Origin of the sequence: Flavobacterium mekongense (assembly GCF_047038255.1) — a bacterium.
Taxonomy (GTDB): Bacteria; Bacteroidota; Bacteroidia; order Flavobacteriales; family Flavobacteriaceae; genus Flavobacterium; species Flavobacterium mekongense.
This window is the reverse complement of the sequence record NZ_CP174374.1, coordinates 32,113-54,405: the sequence shown is the minus strand read 5'-3', so window position 1 is coordinate 54,405 and position 22,293 is coordinate 32,113. Positions and strand designations below refer to the sequence as shown.

At 40.8% G+C, this 22,293-nt stretch carries 3 protein-coding genes; all 3 read left to right on the top strand.

The genetic code is table 11. The annotated features are described in order from the left end of the window. Positions 1 to 99 precede the first annotated feature (99 nt). The 3 genes from ACJG85_RS00120 (at position 100) to ACJG85_RS00110 (ending at position 22,002) form a co-directional block, all read left to right on the top strand. Positions 100 to 3,864 (top strand): T9SS sorting signal type C domain-containing protein, encoded by a 3,765-nt coding sequence (locus ACJG85_RS00120; protein WP_412476651.1) that lies wholly within the window; start codon positions 100 to 102, stop codon positions 3,862 to 3,864. 495 nt (positions 3,865 to 4,359) lie between these two features. After that, entirely contained in the window at positions 4,360 to 9,687 is a 5,328-nt protein-coding gene (locus ACJG85_RS00115; RefSeq protein ID WP_412476650.1) for a T9SS sorting signal type C domain-containing protein, read from the top strand. A 231-nt stretch (positions 9,688 to 9,918) separates the two neighbouring features. After that, positions 9,919 to 22,002, top strand: coding sequence for a T9SS type A sorting domain-containing protein (locus ACJG85_RS00110; protein WP_412476649.1), 12,084 nt, complete (start codon positions 9,919 to 9,921; stop codon positions 22,000 to 22,002). Positions 22,003 to 22,293 lie beyond the last annotated feature (291 nt).

Below are 22,293 nucleotides of genomic sequence, written 5' to 3'. Positions count from 1 at the left end.
GATTTTATTGAACTGCTATCGATTTTATTTGATTAAGAGTTTCCATTTAAATCACCTTTGTCAAAAAAACAAATAAATATTATTAACCTACAGAATATTATGAGAAAATTTTTAGAATTCCCCAAGTCTACAAAGTTTGTAAATCGGTTGTTGCTGATGCTGTTTTTTGTTTTTGGAGTTAATGTTGCGGAAGCACAGGTTACTACATTGCAAGACTGGTCAGTATTATACAACAATACTTCTACGGGTCAGCAAACCATTTCTTACACTGTGCCAACCGGGTCCAATAGTAACAGGGTTCTGGCAGTAGCAATTGCATCCTCGAGAACTTCAACCGGTACAAGAACTGTTTCTATTAGCTATGGTGGCAGAACCTTGACGCTGGCTAACGGCGACATGAGTTCATCTGTGCCAAGACAACACACGGCTATTTATTATTTAAATGAATCCGGATTAGATCTTGCCAATAACTCTAATTTAGTGTTTACAATAAACGGAGGTACTACGAGAGTTACGACGGTATGGGCCGCTGTTTTTGATTACGTTGATCAAACAAACCCGTTAACCGATTCCAAAAATTACAATTCCGGCACCAGTACTGCAGATCCTTTTGTTTTAGGTACCCCTTTGGCTACCAATACTAATGACCAAGCAGTTTTAGTGGTTAGTAGTATAAGAAGTGGTAATACGAATCCAAGAACCATAACTTTTCCGACCAACTTTACTTCAGTTGACGAAGAAACTTGGACAAACACAGATGGAGTTCGAAATGCTGTTGGAAATAGAAGCATTCCTACTTCTAATGTAACTTCTACTTGCTCAACCAACTTAAGTGGTGCCGCATTAGGGTCGATGACTGCGGTTTCTTTCAAAGGATGTGTGGCTCCTACAGTTAGTGCAGGAAGTGCTTTGGTAGCTATTTGTCAGGGTGGTACTTCTGCTGCTTTGGGTGGTAGTGTAGGAGGGTCTGCCACAGGAGGAACTTGGACATCAAGTGTTCCCGGTGGTACTTTTAGCCCTAATGCGACTACTTTAAATGCAACTTGGACACCGCCGGCTGCTTATACCGGAACGGCTACTTTAACGCTTACCACTTCGGGTGGTTCATGTGGTGTGGCAACAGCTTCCAAAACTTTAGTTGTTAATCCGATTCCAACGGCTGTTACCGCTTCAGCTTCTGTAACTTCAACTTGTTCGGGGGCTCCATTTAATTTAACTGCCTCGGCTACTTCCAATTCAGGAACCGCTGCAACCTTAATTAATGAAAATTTCAATGGTACTGCTGCAGGTTGGACTACCATAAATAACAGTACAAACGGTACACCTGCGAGTGCGGCTTGGACTTTACGTGCAAACGGCTATACAAGATCTACCACTACTTATAACAGTAATGATGCCTCTCAGTTTTATTTGAGTGATAGTGATGCGCAAGGAAGCGGTAGTACTACTGCTACTATTTTGCAGTCACCTACATTTAGTACGGTTGGATTAGCTTCAGCTACTTTGAGTTTCTTCCATTATTACAGAGACTACGATACTACTGATTTTGCTAATGTTGAAATTTCAACAGATGGTTCAAATTGGACCGTTTTAAATTCTTATACCACTACTCAAGGTGCTTCTAACGGATTTGTTGAAGCTACCTTTAGCTTGGCCTCTTACTTAAATCAGCCTACTGTTTCCATTAGATTCAAATATGATGGTATATGGGCTTATTATTGGGCTATCGATAATGTATCGGTTACCGGAAATTACACCACAGCTCCGGCAGCTACTTTTGCATGGACTTCAACTCCGGCAGGATTTACTTCGGCTGTACAAAACCCAACCGGTGTTACACAAACTGTAGCTACTGTTTATAATGTTACTGCTACTAACTCTTACGGTTGTACGGCATCAGCCAGTACAGCTTCTGTAACCATGGCTCCGGCTAATGTTGGGGGATCAGTATCGGGTACCGCTACAATTTGTTCGGGTGCCACCAGCGGTGTCTTAACTTTATCCGGTCATACCGGCACTATTGTTCGTTGGGAAAGTTCGGTTAGTCCGTTCACCACTTGGACACCTATTGCCAATACCGCTACTACTTATACCAGCGGTCCGTTGACAGAAGAAACTAAATTCAGAGCCGTTGTAGGAACTTGTAATGAGGCTTACTCTTCTGAAGCTACTCTTTCTTTCGCTTCCACTACTTGGAACGGAACAGCTTGGTCTAATGGTAACCCTGCTGCCAACAAAGCATTGGTTATTACCGGAAATTACACTTCACCGGGTTCAACTTTTGATTTACAAGGTTGTTCTTTAACTGTTCAAAATAATGCTGTGGTTACTATTGTGCCTCAAGATACTGTTATTCTCTCAGGAGCTTTAACAGTTGCTACAGGAAGTACTGTTACTTTTGAAGCCAAAGCTCATTTAATTCAAAGCGGTACAACCAATTTAAATAGTGGTAATATAATTGTTAAAGCCAATTCGTCACCAATCAAACGTTTAGACTATACTTTATGGTCTGCACCGGTGGCCGGACAACAGTTACAAGCTTTTTCACCTTTAACATTGGCCAATCGTTTTTATAACTATGATTCCAATACCAATTTCTATACAGTAGTGGCCAGTCCATCTACCACTGCTTTTGAAGCAGCCAAAGGGGTTTTAGTTCGTGTGGCTAATAATCACTCAGCTTCTCAACCACAATCTTGGTTAGGAACATTTACAGGAGTGCCAAACAGCGGTACTTATACTATTCCATTGGCTAATTTCGGTCCTGGCAAACGTTTTACTTTGGTTGGAAATCCTTATCCTTCACCTATGGATGCTGAGGCTTTTATTACCAATGCTAATAATGCTGCTGCTATTACCGGTACCCTATATTTATGGCGTAAAACCAATGGTTCTAACAAACCGTCTTACTGTACTTTAAATTTAGGAGGTTTCATCAGTAATGGTGAAGATCATTCTAATGCAGTAGCTGCGTTGCCATACCAAGTTATTCAAACCGGTCAAGGGTTCTTTGTTGAAGGTACCGGAGCGGGTTCAGGAAATGTGGTTTTCGACAATACCATGCGTATAGATGATCACACTAACAGTTTCTTAAGAACAGCCAATACAGCCCAAACAACTAATTCAGTAGAAAGAAACAGAGTTTGGTTAAACGTGACCAATACAGCAGGAGCTTTCTCTCAAGCCATGATTGGTTATGTAACCAATGCTACTAACGATTTCGACCTTAATTATGATGGTAAATACATCAACGATGGTGAAATTGCATTAGCGTCTGTATTGAATGCAGAACCTTATGCTATCCAATGTAAAGCATTGCCTTTCTCGGCTACCGATGTAATCCCAATGCAGTTTACAGCTACCACTGCCGGTAATTACAGCATTGCTATTGATAGAGTAGATGGTTTATTTGCCAACGGTCAAAATGTGTACTTGCGCGATAATTTAACCGGAACAGTGCATAATTTAAGCGAAGGCGCTTATAGCTTTGCTTCAGAATCGGGTACTTTTGCCGGTCGTTTTGAAGTGTTGTTCCAATCAACTACTTTGGGAGTTACTGATCCTGTGTTGACCGAAAACCAAGTGGTAATCTACAAAACGCCAACCAACGAAATCTCCATCAGTACCGGAAATTTTGTAATGGATAATGTAATGATTTACGATTTAGCCGGTCGCTTGTTATTCCAACAAAAAGACATCAACGATAGCCAAACTTTAATTAAAGTTGGTTTTGCTACCGAAGTATTGTTGGTTAAAATTAAAACCCAAGACGGTAAATCGGTCTCTAAAAAAGTATTGTTCCCTAGAACTTCGCTTAAAAAAGAAATCAAAATTTCTACCATACAAGTGGCCGAAGACGAATAAAAATTTGTTTTGTTATTCATACTTGAAAGCCCGTGCTCCTACAGAGTACGGGCTTTTTTTGTGGTTGTAGGGTAAATAGGGACTTAGCTGTTTTGTAAATGTAAAATTGTTCTCTTTCTATTTTTCAGTGTGATTTTATGAGCAAGGTGTATTTTTTGATTTAAAAGAATGAACATTTGTCAACAATCTTTGTAAAGTCTTGATAATTTGTTATTTTAGCACGGTCTTAATGTTAATTTAACGGTAAGATTGGTATAAGTTATAGTATTTACTGCCCCTGAATTGTACTATTTTCTTTCAATTTTTTAGTGTCATTATCGATGAACTACAGCCTCGGCTTGTGCTTGTCGTTAATTTTTGCATTTAATCGAAAACTGGTTAAGTCAAGATTAAAAAATGTTTAACAAATGCGTTTAAGGTGTAATTTTATGACCTTAACCTATTAATAATTTTTGCGAAATCGCAATTGGCGTAATACCACAAAAAAATCAATTTATGAAAAGAACATTACTTTCTGCCTCGAGTAACGGACTTCTGTCAAAAAATTTAACCACACTTTTGGTTATAGCCATTTGGTTCTTGGGAACGGCACAAGATGTTTTTGGGCAAACTTGTGTTGGACCTTACAAAGGGTTTAATAGTGTAGCTAATACTTTGGCGAATATGCCAACAACCAATTTAGATCCTGATGTAAATTGGATTATTAGTGGTTTTTCAATAGTAGGTAATACTAATTCAAGATCTGGGAGGTATAATTTGCAGCAAGCAAGTTCAACTGTTACAACGGCTTCTGTTACTACGCCAATGATTGACAGTTTTAATGATTTTTCATTTTATATTAGAAAAATAAACAATGTTACTGCTTATTCTGTTCAGATTTCTGACGATAACGGGACTACTTGGACTACCTTGGTAAATGGTTCAAATACTATTACCGGAGTTTATAATACGTTCACGGTAACTGCTACGATTCCTACCTTGCCAGCAGCAACAACTCTCTCTTCGCCTTTATTAGTAAGTGTTAATGGAGCTATTCCAGTGTCACCAGTTGGTTACAGGTTAAGAGTAAATGATACAAGAACCTCTGGAACAACAGGGGCAATAATTCTTGATGATTTTAATTGGACTTCTGCGACCTCTTCAGAAAACAATATTGTGATTCCAAAGATTGGAGAGACCAACCCATGTACAGTAACGGTTCCTACCAACCAAGTGTATTATTTTTATGATAATGGTGGTAATTTTGATTTGTATTCGGCAGCCCAAGACAATAAAGTAATTTTTACCCCGGCAGACAATACTTATAAAATCAGAGCCACCGTAGAAGCATTCAATCTAAAAACTACAATTTTTCCAGTTGGAACTGGTTTTGCAGATTATTTGCAGTTGTACAATGATGATTCTTTAACACCTGCCAATCAGGTTGGAGGAAACTATGGTGGGACAACCTCTTTCGGAACTTATACCTCTACTTTTAGTAATGGTTCTTTAGGATTCAGATTTGTAACTAACACCCAAGCTCCAACTACTGCTACCAATGTTGGATACCGTATCAAAATAGAGTGTATCAGATGTACTGTGCCTACGGCTTTCACCGGAAACGGTTCTTTTGATTCGGCTTCTTTAAGTTGGTCGGGAACTGCTTCGGGTTATGATGTGTATTACAGTTCTACCAATACAGCACCAAATGGCGCTACTGTGCCTCAAATTGTAAACAATGCCGGCACTACAGCTACCGTAACCGGTTTGGCTAACAGTTCTACCTATTATATGTGGGTACGTTCCAATTGTGGTGGAGGCGATTACAGTGGTTGGGCAGGTCCGGTAACCATTACCACTATTTGTCCGCCAACTACAGTAACTTATTTTGAAAATTTCAACGGTTTGAATTTAGTGTTGCCTACTTGTACCAGCGCTACTTCAACCGCTTGGCAAACCAATATTACCAACGGTAACTTGTTTACCAATGCCGAAGGAACAACCTTTTTTACCCGCGGGGTAACTTTAACCGCAGGACAACCGTACCGTTTGAGTTATGATTACTCGAGTAACGGTAACGGAACAGCCGATATGGCGGTGGCTTACGGTATGACCAATTTTGCGCCAACCCCTTCTAATATTACCACAGGGATTGCTTACCATACAGAGTTTTCTAATATCCAATTGAATATTGTAAACTTTACGCCTTTGGTAACCGGTACCTACTATATAGGATTTACATTAGACTATTTGTCTGATCCTTCCGGTGGTGCGATGAACTTGGATAACGTTCGTTTGGAACTGGAAAGCTGTTTGCAGCCTACAGGTTTGGCGGTAACCGGTGGTTCAATTACTACTTCGGGAGCTACTTTAACTTGGAACGTTCCGGCTACAGGAGCACCTTCTAACGGTTATGAGTACTTTGTAAGTACAACCAATATTGCTCCAGGGTTTAACGATGTGGCTTCAGGAACTTCACCAACCAACTCAGTTGTTTTAAATACCCTTTCTCCGGGAACCTTATATTATGTGTGGGTTCGTGGTAATTGTGGCGGACAAAAGAGTGTTTGGATCAATATACCGGTTAGTTTTACCACCACAGCATCTGTGAATGTAGTAGTAGAAATTGATGCAACCACTTCGCCAAGCACAGGTTGTAACTTTACTTTCTTAGACAGTGGAGGCGCTTCAGCTGCTTATCAAAACAACGAAACTTATACTTATACTTTTATTCCGGGAACAGCCGGTAGCAAATTGAAAGCTGTATTCGGTACATTCAACACCGAGAATAATTATGACGGTTTGATGATTTACAGTGGTACTACTGCCAATCCGGCTAACCTAATCTCATCAGGAAGAGCAGCCGGAAACAATGCTACTACTTGTCCGGCCGGAGCGTTCTCTGGAACAACTTCACCGGGTACTGTTATTTCAACTTCGGCAGATGGTGCTTTGACTTTTGTTTTCCGTTCAGATATTTCGATTACCCCTGCGGGATGGTCGGCTACTATTTCTTGTGTTACGCCACCGGTTATTACCGATTTCAATCCTAAAAATAACTCTTGTGGTTCTAATCCAACGCCAACGGTTATCATTACCGGAACCAATTTAAGTGGTGTGACTTCGGTTACCTTTAATGGAGTGCCGGCTACCAGTTTTGCAGTAAATAGTGCTACTCAAATTACAGCGGTATTCCCTATAGCGGCTACTACCGGAAAAATAGTTTTGACCAACGCTACCGCTTCGTCTACCAGTACGGTTGATTTTGAAGTACAATCTCCGGGTCCGGCAACCACCGGTGGAGAAGTTTGTGCCGGAGGTACAGGAGGAACAATCATGACCAATGTGAGTTGTTCAGGATTTGGTGCGGCAACCACCTCAATAGCCGGAACATTAAATGCGGCTACCGATCCGACTGCGCCAAGATTAGAAGGGATGACAATTTCTCCAACTTGTTCTTTTGTGGCCGGTTCAATACGTAACTATGTGGCTTATGATTTCCAAGTATCGGTGAGTGGTTCTTATACCTTTACCATGAATACAGGAGGTTTTGACGGAATGGGATACATTACCCAATTAGGTTTTACTGCCGGTGATTGTGGTTCGGGAACCTTTGTTGTGGGTGATGATGACTCCGGTCCGGGCTTATTGCCAATGTTGACGGCTAATTTAGTTACAGGAGTAACTTATACATTATTTACCACTACTTTCGGAACCACAGGAACATCAAGTGGTGCTTACACTTGGGGTGTAACGCCTCCGGTGGGTGGGGGAGTGATGCCGTTTACCAATTCGGTTACGCAATGGTACACTGCGGCTTCCGGTGGAACACCTATTGGAACAGGTTCGCCGTTCAATCCTGTAGGAGTGGCCGGTTCGGGTATTCCTAACAATTTAGCGGTTGGAGTGTACACTTTCTATGCGGCCTGTTCAACCAACCCTAATTGTAGAACAGCTACTACTTTTGAAATCAAACCGGGTCCAACACCAACGTTACCGGCTAACTTTGCTACTTGTGCCAATGAGGTTACTCCGTTAACGGTTACCGGTGCCGGAAATACTTTTACTTGGACTTCAACAGTAGCCAATACGTTGTTTAGTGATGCGGCGGGTACGGTTCCGTATGTGCCAATGACTAATGCTACAACAGTTTACGTTAAAACACCAAGTACGGTTACGGTAACTGTTTTAGCTACCTTATCCGTTAACGGTTGTCAAAGAAGTGCCAGCGTGATTATTTCAACACCTTCTACAACGTGGAATGGTACTGCTTGGAGTGCCGGTGCGCCTAATGCCAATACGGCAGCTATATTTAATGGTAATTATGTTGCTGCCGGTAACTTATCGGCTTGTAGTGTTACCATCAACAGTGGTGCAGTATCTTTTGGAGTGGGACAAACTTTAACGGTAACGAATGATGTTAAAGTGTTGGGTGGTTCCTTAACCATGGGTAACGAATCGAGTTTATTACAAATTAATAATACCACCAATACCGGTAACATCACTTACGTTAGAGCCTCTGCTCCTGTAGTTCGTTATGATTACAGTTATTGGTCAACACCGGTTAGCCCTCAAACATTGGGTGCGGCTTCGCCATCAACCTCATGGGATGGTTTCTATTCTTATAGTGGAACAGCATGGCAATGGGCACCATCTTCAACGGTAATGGGTGTTGGAAGAGGATACATTATCCGTGTGCCGTTAAGTTATAGTACTACCATACCATCTTCACAAATTGTGAATTTTGTCGGAGTGCCTAATAATGGTACTTATACGGTTCCGATTGTTGGAGGTTCTAACCAATTGAATTTATTGGGTAACCCTTATCCAAGTGCTTTGAATGCAGATTTGTTTATGAGCGCTAACTCAACGGTGTTAGACGGAACCATTTATTTGTGGACACACAATACGCCAATAACAGCTGGTCAGTATGATCAGGATGACTATGCGGTTTACAATTATTTAGGAGGTACCGGAACTTCGGCTTCTCCTAACCCAGGGTTGAATACAGAAGTGCCAACCGGTAAGATTGCTTCCGGGCAAGGTTTCTTCATCAAAGGTTTGGCTAATGGAAATGCTACGTTTACCAATGCAATGCGTGTAGCCGGTAACAATGACCAGTTCTTCAGAATGAGTCAGCCAACAGCGCAAACCACCAATACTACATTTGAAAAACACCGTTATTGGATTGATGTATTCAATGCAACCGGAGTGTTCAAACAAAACTTATTTGGTTATGTAACCGGCGGTACAATGGGTATCGATAGGGGTATGGATAGTGAAGTAGTTAATTTAACCAGTCCTATCGTGCTGTATAGTAAAGTTGGTGATACCAAATTAGCCATACAAGGAAGAGGTTTACCTTTTGATGTAAACGATCAGATTCCTTTAGCTTACAAATCGACTGTGGCTGCATCTTATACTATTCGATTGAGCATGTTTGACGGTTTGTTTGAAAATCAGGATATTTTCTTAGAGGATAAAGTATTGAATGTCATCCATAACTTAAAAGGAAGTGATTATACTTTTACTACTGCGGTAGGAACCTTTGAAGATCGTTTTGTATTGCGTTACACAGATGCTACTTTAGGTGTTGGTAACCCTGTATTTGATGATAATACTGTAGTGGTTTATCGCAACGGACAAGGATTAATAGTTAATTCCGGTGCCGTAAATATGACTCAAGTAACTGTTTTTGATATTCGTGGTCGAATGTTGGCCGAGCAAAAACAAGTGAACGATACTGAAACGGTATTTACAACTTTGCCGGAGACGCAACAAGTATTGTTAGTGAAGATTAAAGCTGAGAATGGAGCAGAGATTACTAAAAAAGTAGTCTATTAGTTATAAAAAAAAGTAAAATAAAAAGCCTGAACACATTAAGTTGTGTTTGGGTTTTTTTTACCGATTTTGTAAAGTAAAAATGTTGTTGCAGAAATTGCCATTTTATTCTTAAAAGCGATGTTTTTTAACGATTTTATTAGGTGTTTTATCGATAATACCGCTTTTTTATTTAGATATAATTAACAATTATATATATTAACCCTTTATTATTTAACCCAATTTTTTTAAATTATGATGAATAACTACAATTCTTTGAGTTCGCGTTTTGGAACATGGCTCAAAAATGGGATTGGGGATTCCGGTGGTTCGCCGCCTACGTCCCGATCAAAAACCTCGTGGTTGGTTATGCTTCTGTTATTGCTTTCGGTTTCCTTAGGACATCGAACGTGGGCACAGAGTACGGCCAATTATGCTTATTCAACAAGTACTACCGGGTCTTTGGCATTAGACAAAGATGGTAATGCTGTTGATATGAGTACAGGTACAACTCAACTCTATGGGGCTGGTGTGGATACCTACACTAATGCTGGGGTTCAAAATTTTGGTTTTACTTTCCGTTTTATGGGGAGTGCTTACACCCAATGGAATGCAAATCCAGATGGTCAAATCAGACTTGGAACTACATTGTTAACTGGTCATACCAGTTCGGCAGCTTCAGGAGCACCATTTATTATTGCTAGCAATATTGATGCTATTACAGGAGCTGCGGGAAAGGTGCATTACAAAGTGCAAGCCGGAACTGGTGGTCAAGTGCTCATTGTTGAGTGGAAAGATGTAAAGCTGAATTGGAATGCAACAGGTACTACATTGTCTACTTTTCAAACGCGTTTATATGAAAATGGTACGATAGAGTATGTGTATGGTTCTATGTTTAATAGTTCAACATCTTCTCAATCACAAAGTATTGGTTTCTCGTCAAGTAATACTGCCGGAACTATTGCTTCATTATCAACAATAAATACAACACCAACTAACACAACCAATGGGACCTCTTTTGCCTCAACAAGTTTTGCGGCAAGTGCTGCGATGGCCAATTTGAATTCGGCTGCGGATGGTTCTAGAAGAGTGTTTAGATGGGTTCCAAATACAACAGTTTCGGGAGATGTAACAACTCTAACGTTTTCGGCGATAACTGCTACAACAACTACAGTTAATTTTGTTGACAATGCAACAAATGAGGTTGGTTTTTTGGTAACGCGTGCTACAGATGCGGCATTTACTCAAAATGTCGTTAACACTGCTGTTGCCACAACAACATCAGCAGGAACAGGTACGGCTTATAATTCTGTACAATCTGCAATAACACCGGGAACTACCTATTACTACAAAGTAGTTGCTTTAGTTGAGGCTGGAGTTAGTACCGGTATTACGGGGTCACAAGCTACTAATGCTGCAACTACCTACTATTGGACCGGTGCAAGCGGAGGGACTTGGAGTACTGGAGCTAACTGGAATACTGCAGCTGACGGAACAGGTACAGCAAGAACTACCGCTGCTACAACAGATATTTTAATTGTTGACGGAGCCGGTACAACAGCCGGTGGGACTATGTCAATTACGCTTGATAACAATTTTTCAATCGGACAATTAAAAGTTACCAGTAATACCGCTTTAACTATGGTTGGACTTGGAGCCAACAGAACATTAACCATTACCGGTAGTCCGGGAGATGATTTTGTTGTTGAGTCAGGTAGTACATTGACTTTTAATGGTGGTACCGGTTTAGCGGTTGCTATTGCTTTCTCAGGAACAGGAAATACCGGTTTGATTGCCGGGACTTATAATACTTCTGGATCTAATACCTCTAATACAATTACAACTACCGGAGGTACAAGTACTTTAGTTACAGTATCGGGTACAGTTAATAACTCAATTTTAGGTGCTTCCGGATGTTTAACCGGTTCAGTGGCTACTTTGAGTTTTACCAGTACAGCAAACTATACCCATTCTGCTTTTACTACAACCAGTGGATATGTTCCTTTGGCAACTTGGGATACAGCCTCAAATGTTTTCATTACAGGAGGTACAACTGGTACAGGGGTAACTAACGCAAGTGGTCAGTCTTTCGGTAATTTTACTTATAATTCTACCACAAATGCTGCTGCAACTATGAGTGTATTTACTTCTGGTACTACAATCATAAAAGGTAATCTTAATGTTATCGCCACAGGAACAGGAAGATTCAGAGCTTTAACTAGTGGTACTTTAACAGTTCAAGGAAACCTGAGTTTTTCAGCCGGAATTTTTGAAGTTTCATCTTCTGCTGGAACACTTATAGTTAACGGAAATGTAAGTATCGGTGGTGGTACTTTTGATTTGGCACAGAGTGGTGCTACTACTTTAAGAGTATTGGGCAACTTCGTTCAAACTGCAGGTACTATCATCCAAACTTCAACTACTGGTTTGTTAGACTTTGCCGGTACTGTTGCTCAAAATTTAACAGTGTTATCAGGTGCTCACGGAACCAATGCTGTTAATGTTAGAGTAAACAATGCTGCAGGAGTTAACTTAACTGCCGATATGTCTATCAGAAACTTAACGGTTACTAATGGTAACGTTACCGGAACAGGAGTTTTAAGTTATGGAGCTTCCTCTTTGTTAACTTATAATAGTACAACAGGTGCTCAAACCATTACTGCAGCGGAATTCCCTGCTACTAACGGTCCAGCGTCTTTAACTATCAACAACACTGCAACTTCTCCAAATAACACAGTTACTTTAAGTTCAGCACGTAGTTTGGGAGCATCAGGGGTATTAACTTTGACCAGCGGTTTCTTGGTTAATGGTGCAAACACCTTAACTATTGCTAATACTGCAGTTGGAGGTATCTCAGGAGGTTCTACAACCGCACATGTTAAAGGAGCCTTAGCCAGAACATTACCTTCTGGTTTAGTAAGTGGTTCTACTTATAACTTCCCTGTTGGGGTATCTGGATACAATCCTTTTGCTTTAGTGAATCCAACTACTAATGCAGGTGCCTCAGTGGTTGTAAAAACTACCGTAAGCGATTCAGGAACTTCAGGTACAGCTACCGGATTGTTGTCAACTTTAAATACTAACCGTTCATGGTTGGTTGAAGTAACAGATGCGGGGGGTAACTTTACCGGATCATTAGTTCGTTTGACTGATACTCCGGGAACTGCTAATGCTGTTGGATTCAGTGCTGATGGAGGTTTGACTTATGCTTTATTGGGTGGTACAAACGCAACTGTAACCGGGACAGATATTACTACTACAGCTCCGGCTGCTACAAGTGTAAATGGTTATTTTGTAATGGGTACTAAAGCTGATCCTCCTGTATTAAGTGCCTTGAATGTTACGCCTACAGGTAATTTATGTACAAATGCAACTCGTAATGTAACTATTACAGTTACTCCGGGAGCCGCTGCATTGACAAGTGTTGTAATCAACTACAGCATCAATGGTGTGGCTCAAACGGCTGTTGCAATGACTAATACTTCCGGGACTTCATGGGCAGGGACTATCCCTACAGTAACCCCTGCTAATGCCACTGTGGCTTGGTCGGTTACTGCTACAGATGCTAACGGAATTTCTGCAACTCAAGCAGGAACTTCTTATAAAGATGAGCCTAACTTTGGTGCTACTGCAACTGCAAGTTTATCAACTTCAACAGTTTGTTTAAACGGTTCAAGTACCTTAAGTTTAGTTACCAATCTTGATTCAGTGACTTTAGGAGCAGGAGCAACTAACTCAAGTTCAACTGCCGCAAGTTTCTTCCCTGGAGCTTGGGGAGGTGCTAAAACGCAATACATTGTTAGAGCTTCAGAGTTAACCGCTGCCGGTTTAGGTGCCGGACCTATTACATCATTAGGTTTTGAGGTAACTGCTGTAGGTCAAACCTATCAAGGATTCAGAGTTCAGTTAGGTCATACTACTGCAACTGCTATGACAACTACTTTCTTAACAGATGCATTAACTCAGGTTTATTTAGGAACCTTAGCTAATGATGGATACTTACCAACTGTAGGAGTTAATACACTCGCTTTTGGTACAGGAACCGGTTCATCTTCTTCTTTTGTATGGGATGGAACGTCAAATATCTTAGTTAATATTTGTTGGAGTAGTGTGCCATCAGCAACAACTTCAAGTTCTTCTACTATGAAAGTTGATGCTCCCGGATTTACTTGTTCTGTTTATGAGCAATCAGACAGTTTAACGCCTGCAGATATGTGTGCTAAAACTGTTGGTGATGGAACAGGAACAAGCCGTCCGAGATTTATTTTTGGTAAAGCACCATACACCATTTCATGGTCGGATGGTTCAACAGAAGTTGGAACTACCAAATCTTTAGTGGTGACTCCAACAACTTCTACAACTTATACAGCTACACTTACAGCAAACGGATGTCCTGCTGTGACAAGTAATGCAGTTACTTTAACTGTTAATCCTTTGCCAACAGCTCCAACAGCCAGTAATTCTTCACAATGTGGTACTCAAGTACCAACGGCTTCTGTAGCTGATCCTAACGGATTTACATCGCCTACCTTCAAATGGTATGCTGATAATGTTACCACTACTGCTTTACAAAACAGTACTTCTAGCACTTACACTACTGCTGTTGCTTCAACTACAACTTTCTATGTGTCTGTTGTAAATCCAACAACATTATGTGAAAGTTCACGTACTGCTGTAACAGTAACAGTTGCTACTCCGGAGGCTATTACAATGACTCCAAGTTCAGGTACAGTTTGTCAAAACGGTACTATTGCTTTAGGAGCTAGTAGTGTTGCCGGTTATACATACACTTGGACTGCAAGTCCAGAAGCAGGAAGCGGCATTACTAATGCTTCTCCGCTAACAGGTTCTTCTGTTAACGTAACGCCAACCGGTACAGGTCCTTATACCTATACTGCAACTGGAGTTGAGGGTTCATGTACTGCCACTAATACTGTAACAGTTACTATTACACCGGCACCGGTATTGACTATCAGTGCTTCAAACAGCGCTGTTTGTCCTGGTGGTTCAGCTATTTTAACTGCTCAAACATCTGTTGTTTCAGCCGGTATAGCAACTATAGGAACAGGTACAACTCTAACAGGTGCTACCACGCAACCAACAGCATTTTGTAATCGTTGGCCGTCTTACCGTATGCAAATTGTATACACGGCAGCTGAATTAGCAGCAGCCGGTTTATCTGCAGGTAATATTACGTCTATGGCATTCAATGTTAACTCATTGGGGGATTCTGCTGATAATGCAAACTTTGTTGTTAAAATTGGAGCCACAACTTCTTCTACACTTTCAGGAAATTTTGTGGATACTACTTCATACACAACAGTATTCCCATCGGCTACTTATACTCACACTGCTTCAGGATGGCAAACGATTCCTTTTTCAACACCATATGCTTGGGATGGAACTTCAAACATCATCGTTGAAATGATTCATTCTGGTGCCGATTTGACTAATAATGCGCAAACATATTATACTGCAACAGCAGGTAATACGGTGGCTTATACTACTACTGCTTCAACTAATGCTGCAAGTTTTAGTACTCAAAGATTAAATGTTCAGTTTGGTGGTCAAATTCAAACCACTGGTGTAGGTTCATTGGCTTACTCTTGGAATGATCCATCTTCTACTACAGGAAATGTGGTTACAGTTAATCCAACTACTACTACAACTTACACTGTGGCAGGTTTTGATTCAGTTACAGGTTGTACAGGATATAAAACAACCACTGTAACTGTTAATGCTCCGCCAAGTGCGCCAACCGCAACTAACGCTTCACAATGTGGAGCCGGAGTACCTACGGCTAGTGTGGCAGATACTAATGGTTTTGCTTCGCCTATTTACAAATGGTATGCTGATAATGTAACTACCACCGCTTTACAGTCAGGTGCTTCAGCTACTTATACTAGCAGTATCAGTGCTACAACCACTTTCTATGTATCTGTAACTTCTGCTACTGCAGGATGTGAAAGTGAAAGAACTGCGGTTACGGTTACTGTAAATACACCGGCCACTATCAGTGCTTCATCTGATGTTGCTGCTGTTTGTACCGGTGGTTCAGCTACTTTAACGGCTGCTGCTTTAACCGGTACTGTAAATAGTTATGCTTGGACACCTAGCGCTACTTTGTCTGCTTCAACAGGAGACAGCGTTGTGGCTACTCCAACAGCTACCACTACTTACAGTGTAGTAGGAACAGATAGTAATAACTGTACCACAGCTGCTGCTACGGTTACTGTTACTGTAAATGCTTATCCAAGCGCCGTTGCTATTGCTCAATCACCATTAACCTTATGTGCAGGAAGTGTTGCTACTTTAACAGCAAGCGGAGGAACTATCAGTACATCAGGAACAGGTACTATTGGTACGGCTACTACATTAACAGGAGCTACAACCCAACCTACTGCTTTCTGTAATCGTTGGCCATCATATCGTATGCAGATGGTTTATACTGCAGCTGAATTGACAGCAGCAGGATTGTCTGCCGGTACGATTACCTCAATGGCGTTCAACATTACAACTTTAGGAGACGGTGCTACTAATGATAATTTTGAAGTTAAAATTGGTAACACATCGTTATCTGTTTTATCTGGCGATTTCGTAAGTACTGCTTCAGGATTTACTACTGTATTCCCAGCAGCCACTTATACTCACACTGCTTCAGGTTTGCAAACTATTCCATTCTCAACACCATTTGTTTGGGACGGAACTTCAAACATCATTGTTGAAATGATTCATAATGGAGCAGATTTGACTAATAACTCACAAACTTATTATACAGCAACTACCGGAAATACTGTGGCTTATACTACCACTGCTTCCACTAATGCTGCAAGTTTTAGTACAAATCGTTTAAATACCACTTTTGGTTATACAGCTAGTGTACCAACTTCTTTAATTTGGTCTCCTCAAACCAATTTGTTTACTGATGCTGCGGCTACAGTAGCTTACACAGGAGATTCAAGAGCGGTTGTTTATACTAATACTTCAAGTGAGCAAACGTACACTGTAACCGCTTCTAACGGAACTTGTTCAGTAACCGATGATGTTACTGTAACTCCTAATCCGCTGCCAAGTTTTACAGCTTCAGATATCACTATCTGTAAAGGTGAAACAGGTTCATTGTCAGCTGTTTCGGGAGAAAGTAATACCTACAGCTGGACACCAGTTGGAGGAGGAACAACTTTAACCGGTGTTAACGTATCTGTAAGCCCATTGGTTACAACTACATACAATGTGGTTGCTACTAGTAATATTACAGCATGTCAGTCTTCACAAGAAGTTACCGTTACTGTAAGTGATCCTGGACAAATCATTTCAGGAACTACTGAAAGAACTGTGTCTCCGGATGTGCCAACTACTTTTGAAGTTGTAACTGCCGGTACCGGATTAACTTACCAATGGCAAGTGAATGACGGTAGTGGTTGGGTTGATTTAACAGACGATTATGTTGATGCTGAAACCGGAAATTACTCTGGAGTAAATACAGCTATCTTAACTGTTGATAACATTACCTTAGACTTTAATGGTTACTTATACCAATGTATCGTTACCGGAGCTTCACCTTGTGTGTCTTTAGAACCGGTTGAAGCTACCTTGAATGTATCTGATACAGGTTTCTTAACGCAACCGTCAAATGTTACTGTTTGTGGTACTTCTACTGCGGAATTTACTATTGTAACTTCCGGAGACGAGCCATTCAATGTTCAGTGGCAAGTAAGTACTGATGGTGGTGCTACTTTCCAAGATATTGTTGATGGTCCGGATGCTACTATTGTTGGATTAGACTTCACAGGAGCTAATGCAACTTCACCTAAAACTTTATTGGTTTCAGGAATCACTACAGATCATGACGGATATCAATTCTTGTGTCAGTTGAACTTTGGTTTGAATAGTACTATTGCGACTCTGGATGTGAAAACACCGGTTGCTATAACTACTCAGCCTCAAGCAACTCAAACAGTGTGTTACAGTGGTGGAACTACTTCGTTTACTGCTGCTGCTTCGGGAGATTTCTCAAGCGTACAATGGCAGTATTCTGCGGATGGTTCAACCGGATGGGCGAATGTAGTAAATGGTACTCCTGTTGGAGCTACTTATGCTAATGCTACTACAACCACTTTAGGAATTACTACTACAGCAGCTACTACCAGTGGTTACTATAGAGCTAATTTCGTTGGAAGCACACCATGTACTAACTTGGCTACAGAAGCAGGACAATTATTGATTAATACGCCAAACGTATCTATTAATGCTTCTTCTACCGCATTCTGTTTGCCTAGTGGAAATGCAATTACATTAACGGCTAGTGGTGCAAGTACTTACACATGGTCACCAGCCACTGGCTTATCGGCAACAACCGGTGCAGTGGTATTCTGTTCGCCATCGGCAACAACTACTTATACGGTAACCGGAGACGATGGAACCGGATGTTTAGATACTGCACAAGTTACCATTACTGTGGGTAGTGATTTGACAGCTACAGCTACTGCTTCACCAACTACAGTATGTTCAGGATCTAATTCTCAATTAGATGTTGCAGTAACAGAAGTAAACGCTACACCTTTTGCACAGAAGTATGCTTTCCAAGCTACAACCGGTACTTATACTCCGGTAAGCGGTTCAGCTACACAATTAACTTCAGTTCAGGCAGATACAGCTATCAGTGCTGCTCAGAACATTGGATTTAACTTTGTGTACGATGGAAATACTTATACACAATTCAAAATGAGTTCTAACGGATTTATTAGTTTGAATATGTCCGGTACAAGTTCATTAGGTACCAATAATTTATCAACAGCTAATGCTACTTCAAGACCTATCATTGCTCCTTTATGGGATGATACTGATGGTAGTGCTACAGGTGGTTCTTATGCCGGTTATGAAGTTACCGGTACAGCACCAAACAGAGTTTTAACTGTTGAGTGGAGAAATTGGGAGTGGATTTGGAGTTCAACTAACCCTGTAATCAGCTACCAAGTTAAATTATATGAAGGTACTAACGTAATTGAGTATATCTACCGTTCAGAGTCGGGTGCTGTTTCTTCAGGATCTGCTACAATCGGTATTGGTTCAGCTACAGGTTCCGGTGCGGGAAGTTACATTAACTTATCCAGCATCACAACTCCTGCAGTGAGTTCAACTACCTCAACCACATCTTTGTCAACTAAACCTGCAACAGGTACAGTTTACAGATTTACACCTACTCAGACGTTCACTTACTCATGGTCTCCTTCTACTTTCATTGAAGGTCAAACCAACTTGAAGAGTCCGATGGCTACCGGTATCAATGCACCTGTAACTTACTCTGTAACCGTTACTAATGCTGCCGGTTGTTCAACTACGGCCTCTGCTCCTGCAATTACTTTAGAGGGTGGTCCGGTTATTACGGCACAACCTTCACCTTTAGTAGTTACTAAATGTCAAGGGGAGGCTGCATCCTTCAGTGTTACAGCTACCGGACCGACTTTGTCTTACCAATGGAGAAAGGATGGTCAACCTATAACAGGAAATGCTTCGGCTACTACAGCTACCTTAAACTTAACCGGAACTACTCCGGCTGATTCCGGTAGCTACGATGTAGTGATTACAGCTTGTGCTGTGTCAGTAACCAGTGATGCTGTTGCTTTAACAGTATATCCGACTCCGACTATTACAACTACTTTATCTTCTGCTTCTTATTGTGCAGGAGCTACAGTTCCGGGTATCTCATTAGCAGGTACACCAAGTGGTGTAACCTTTGATGTAACTGGTGGTTCAGCTGTTGGATTGAGTGATCAAACTGCTGTTACAAGCATTCCGTCTTTCACAGCTACTGCAGGAACAGCTACTATTACAGTAACTCCTAAAGCTAATGGATGTTCAGGTACTGCGGTAACTTATACTATTACTGTTAATGCTTTACCAACAGCCTTGTCAGTATCTCCTACAAGTCAAACCATTTGTAGTAATGCTACACCGGTATTGTTAACCGCAACGGGTGGTATTGATAATGCTTCTGTTGTTGTGGGTACAGGTACTACTCTGAATTCTACGACAGGATATCCTGCACCATTGTCTAATTATTACGGTGGAGCTAAGCATCAAATGTTGATTAGAGCTAGTGAATTGACAGCTTTAGGATTTGCCGCAGGGGATAAAATCAAAGGTATTGCTTTTGATGTTAGTACTGTAGGTTCAACATATACTGGTAGTTTATCTGACTTTACAGTTGCTATTGGTAATACTACTAATACAACTTTAACCTCGACTGCTTTTGTTGGAGGATTAACAACGGTAAGAAATGCAGCAACTTTAACAGTGCCTACTACTTCTTTACCACAAAATTTGAACATTCCTTTTGATACTAATTTCACTTGGAATGGTACAAGTAATATTGTAATCCAAACTTCATACAGTAATGGTAATACCGGAGCTTCTACTGATTTTGTTCAGTCTAAGGGTAGTACTACTGCTTTTTCTAGTACCAACTGGTATAGAGCAGACGGAGCTACTGCAGCTTCAATTTTAAGTGCTTCAACTCCATCAGGATCAGGTAGCACCAGACCAAACTTTGTATTAACCAGAGAAGGTAATTCAGCTATTACTTGGTCACCTACAACTGGTTTATATACTGATGCCGCAGGAACTGTTCCTTACACAGGAACTGCTACTGCAACAGTTTACGCACGTCCAACTACATCTACTAATTATGTGGCAAGAGCTACAACTTTTGCAGGATGTTATGTTGATGCTTCTGCTTCTTCATTCACTGTTAATCCGGCTCCAACTGTGACAGCTTCTTATGCTTGTTCAGGAACCAGTTTTACTGCTAATGCAGTACCGGGTGGTGCAGGAAGTTATACTTATGCTTGGACAGTACCGGTAGGGTTTACAAACCCTGGTGATGTTGCCAGCTTTGTGTCTTCAACACCAGGAACTTACAGTGTAGTAATCACTAATACAGTGACAGGTTGTAGCAGCTCAAGTTCATCATTTACAGTTACTTTTGGTACTTTATACCAAGATGCTGATGGTGATGGTTACGGTAACGCAGCAGTTAGCATAGTAGGTTGTTCACAATCTGGTTATGTAAGCAATAGCACAGACTGTGACGATACTATATTTGCGGTTAACCCAGGAGTAGTAGAGATATTATACAACGGAGTTGATGATAACTGTAATGGAGTAATGGATGAGGGTTACCAAATCACAGCCAATATGGTTAACTGTGGTACAACATTATCAACGATTAGTTCGTTTATTTACTGTGTGAGTACCCCTGGTGTAAACGGTTACCGATTTGAGGTTACCAATACTACTACTAACCAAGTACAGACTATCGATAAGCTTACTCAGTTCTTTAGTTTGACAGAGTTATCGAGCTATGATTATGCTACTACTTACTCTGTAAGAGTAATGGTAAGAAAATCGAGTAACAATGTATGGTTAGGTTACTACGGACCTGCATGTTTGTACTCTACACCACCGGTAATTGCACCGGCAGGAGGAGCAGGTACAACCCAGTTACAAACTTACTGTGGAGAGACGTTGCCAACTATCAGTACAATTATCTCTACGACTAGTTTACCAGGTGCTACCGGATATCGTTTCCGAGTAACCAATACAACAACCGGAGCAGTTCAAACACTGACCAGAACAATTCATTGGTTCTCTTTAACAATGTTGAGTTCTTACAACTATGGTACTACTTATGCAGTAGATGTAGCAGTTAAAACCACTGGGGATTATTCAGATTACGGTGCGCCATGTACAGTAACTACTCCGGCTGTTCCAACTTTGGCTAACTACTGTGGAGGAGCTATTGTTCCAACCAAAGGGACACAAATCCGTACCTCAAGTTTGGATAAAGTGACTGCATATGAGTTTACAGTTGACAGATATAATGAATCATTAGAGTTAGTATCGTCATCAGTAGTTGTAAAATCATTGAACCGATTTACGTTTAATGATATCACTAACTATGCACCAAGCACAACTTACAGTGTAAGAGTTAGAGTATTTACAGCAGGCTCATGGTCGCCATATGGAGATGCATGTGAGATAGTATCACCGGGAGCTGCAAGACAAGGAGAGACCAAAGCGGTTGATTCAAGTTTGTTCAGTGTAGTAGCCTATCCGAATCCGTATGATTATCAGTTTAGTTTCCGCATGGAAAGTTCAAGCGATGCACCGGTTAATATCAAGGTTTATGATATGATTGGTAAATTGATTGAGACCCGTGAGGTAAATGCAGCTGATATGCCGGTAGTATCTTTAGGAGAGCGTTATCCATCAGGAGTTTACAATGTAGTTGTAACTCAAGAGGAGAATGTTAAAACCTTAAGATTGGTGAAAAGATAATATTTAGTTGTCTTTATAAATTAAGCCGCTCCGTTTGGAGCGGCTTTTTTTTTAATTCTATTTAAGAATTGCCTTAAAAAAGGCTTGTTAACGAGATTAAAGGTATTTTATCGAATATATTTCTATTCCAGTAAACGGAAGAGTAACTTTAAGTTATAATTGTGGTATAACATGTTGATTAACAGCGGTTATAGCTCTCCGCTTTTCTTATAAATCAACTCGGGAATATTAAAGCTTAAAACCGAATACCAGATTCGGTAGTTCTAAATCTATCATTAGCATTCAAAATAT

What these genes read in the sequence shown, in the direction of transcription:
- ACJG85_RS00120 (WP_412476651.1), top strand. Translation starts at nt 100, where the DNA reads ATGAGAAAATTTTTAGAATTCCCCAAGTCTACAAAGTTTGTAAATCGG.
- ACJG85_RS00115 (WP_412476650.1), top strand. Translation starts at nt 4,360, where the DNA reads ATGAAAAGAACATTACTTTCTGCCTCGAGTAACGGACTTCTGTCAAAA.
- ACJG85_RS00110 (WP_412476649.1), top strand. Translation starts at nt 9,919, where the DNA reads ATGATGAATAACTACAATTCTTTGAGTTCGCGTTTTGGAACATGGCTC.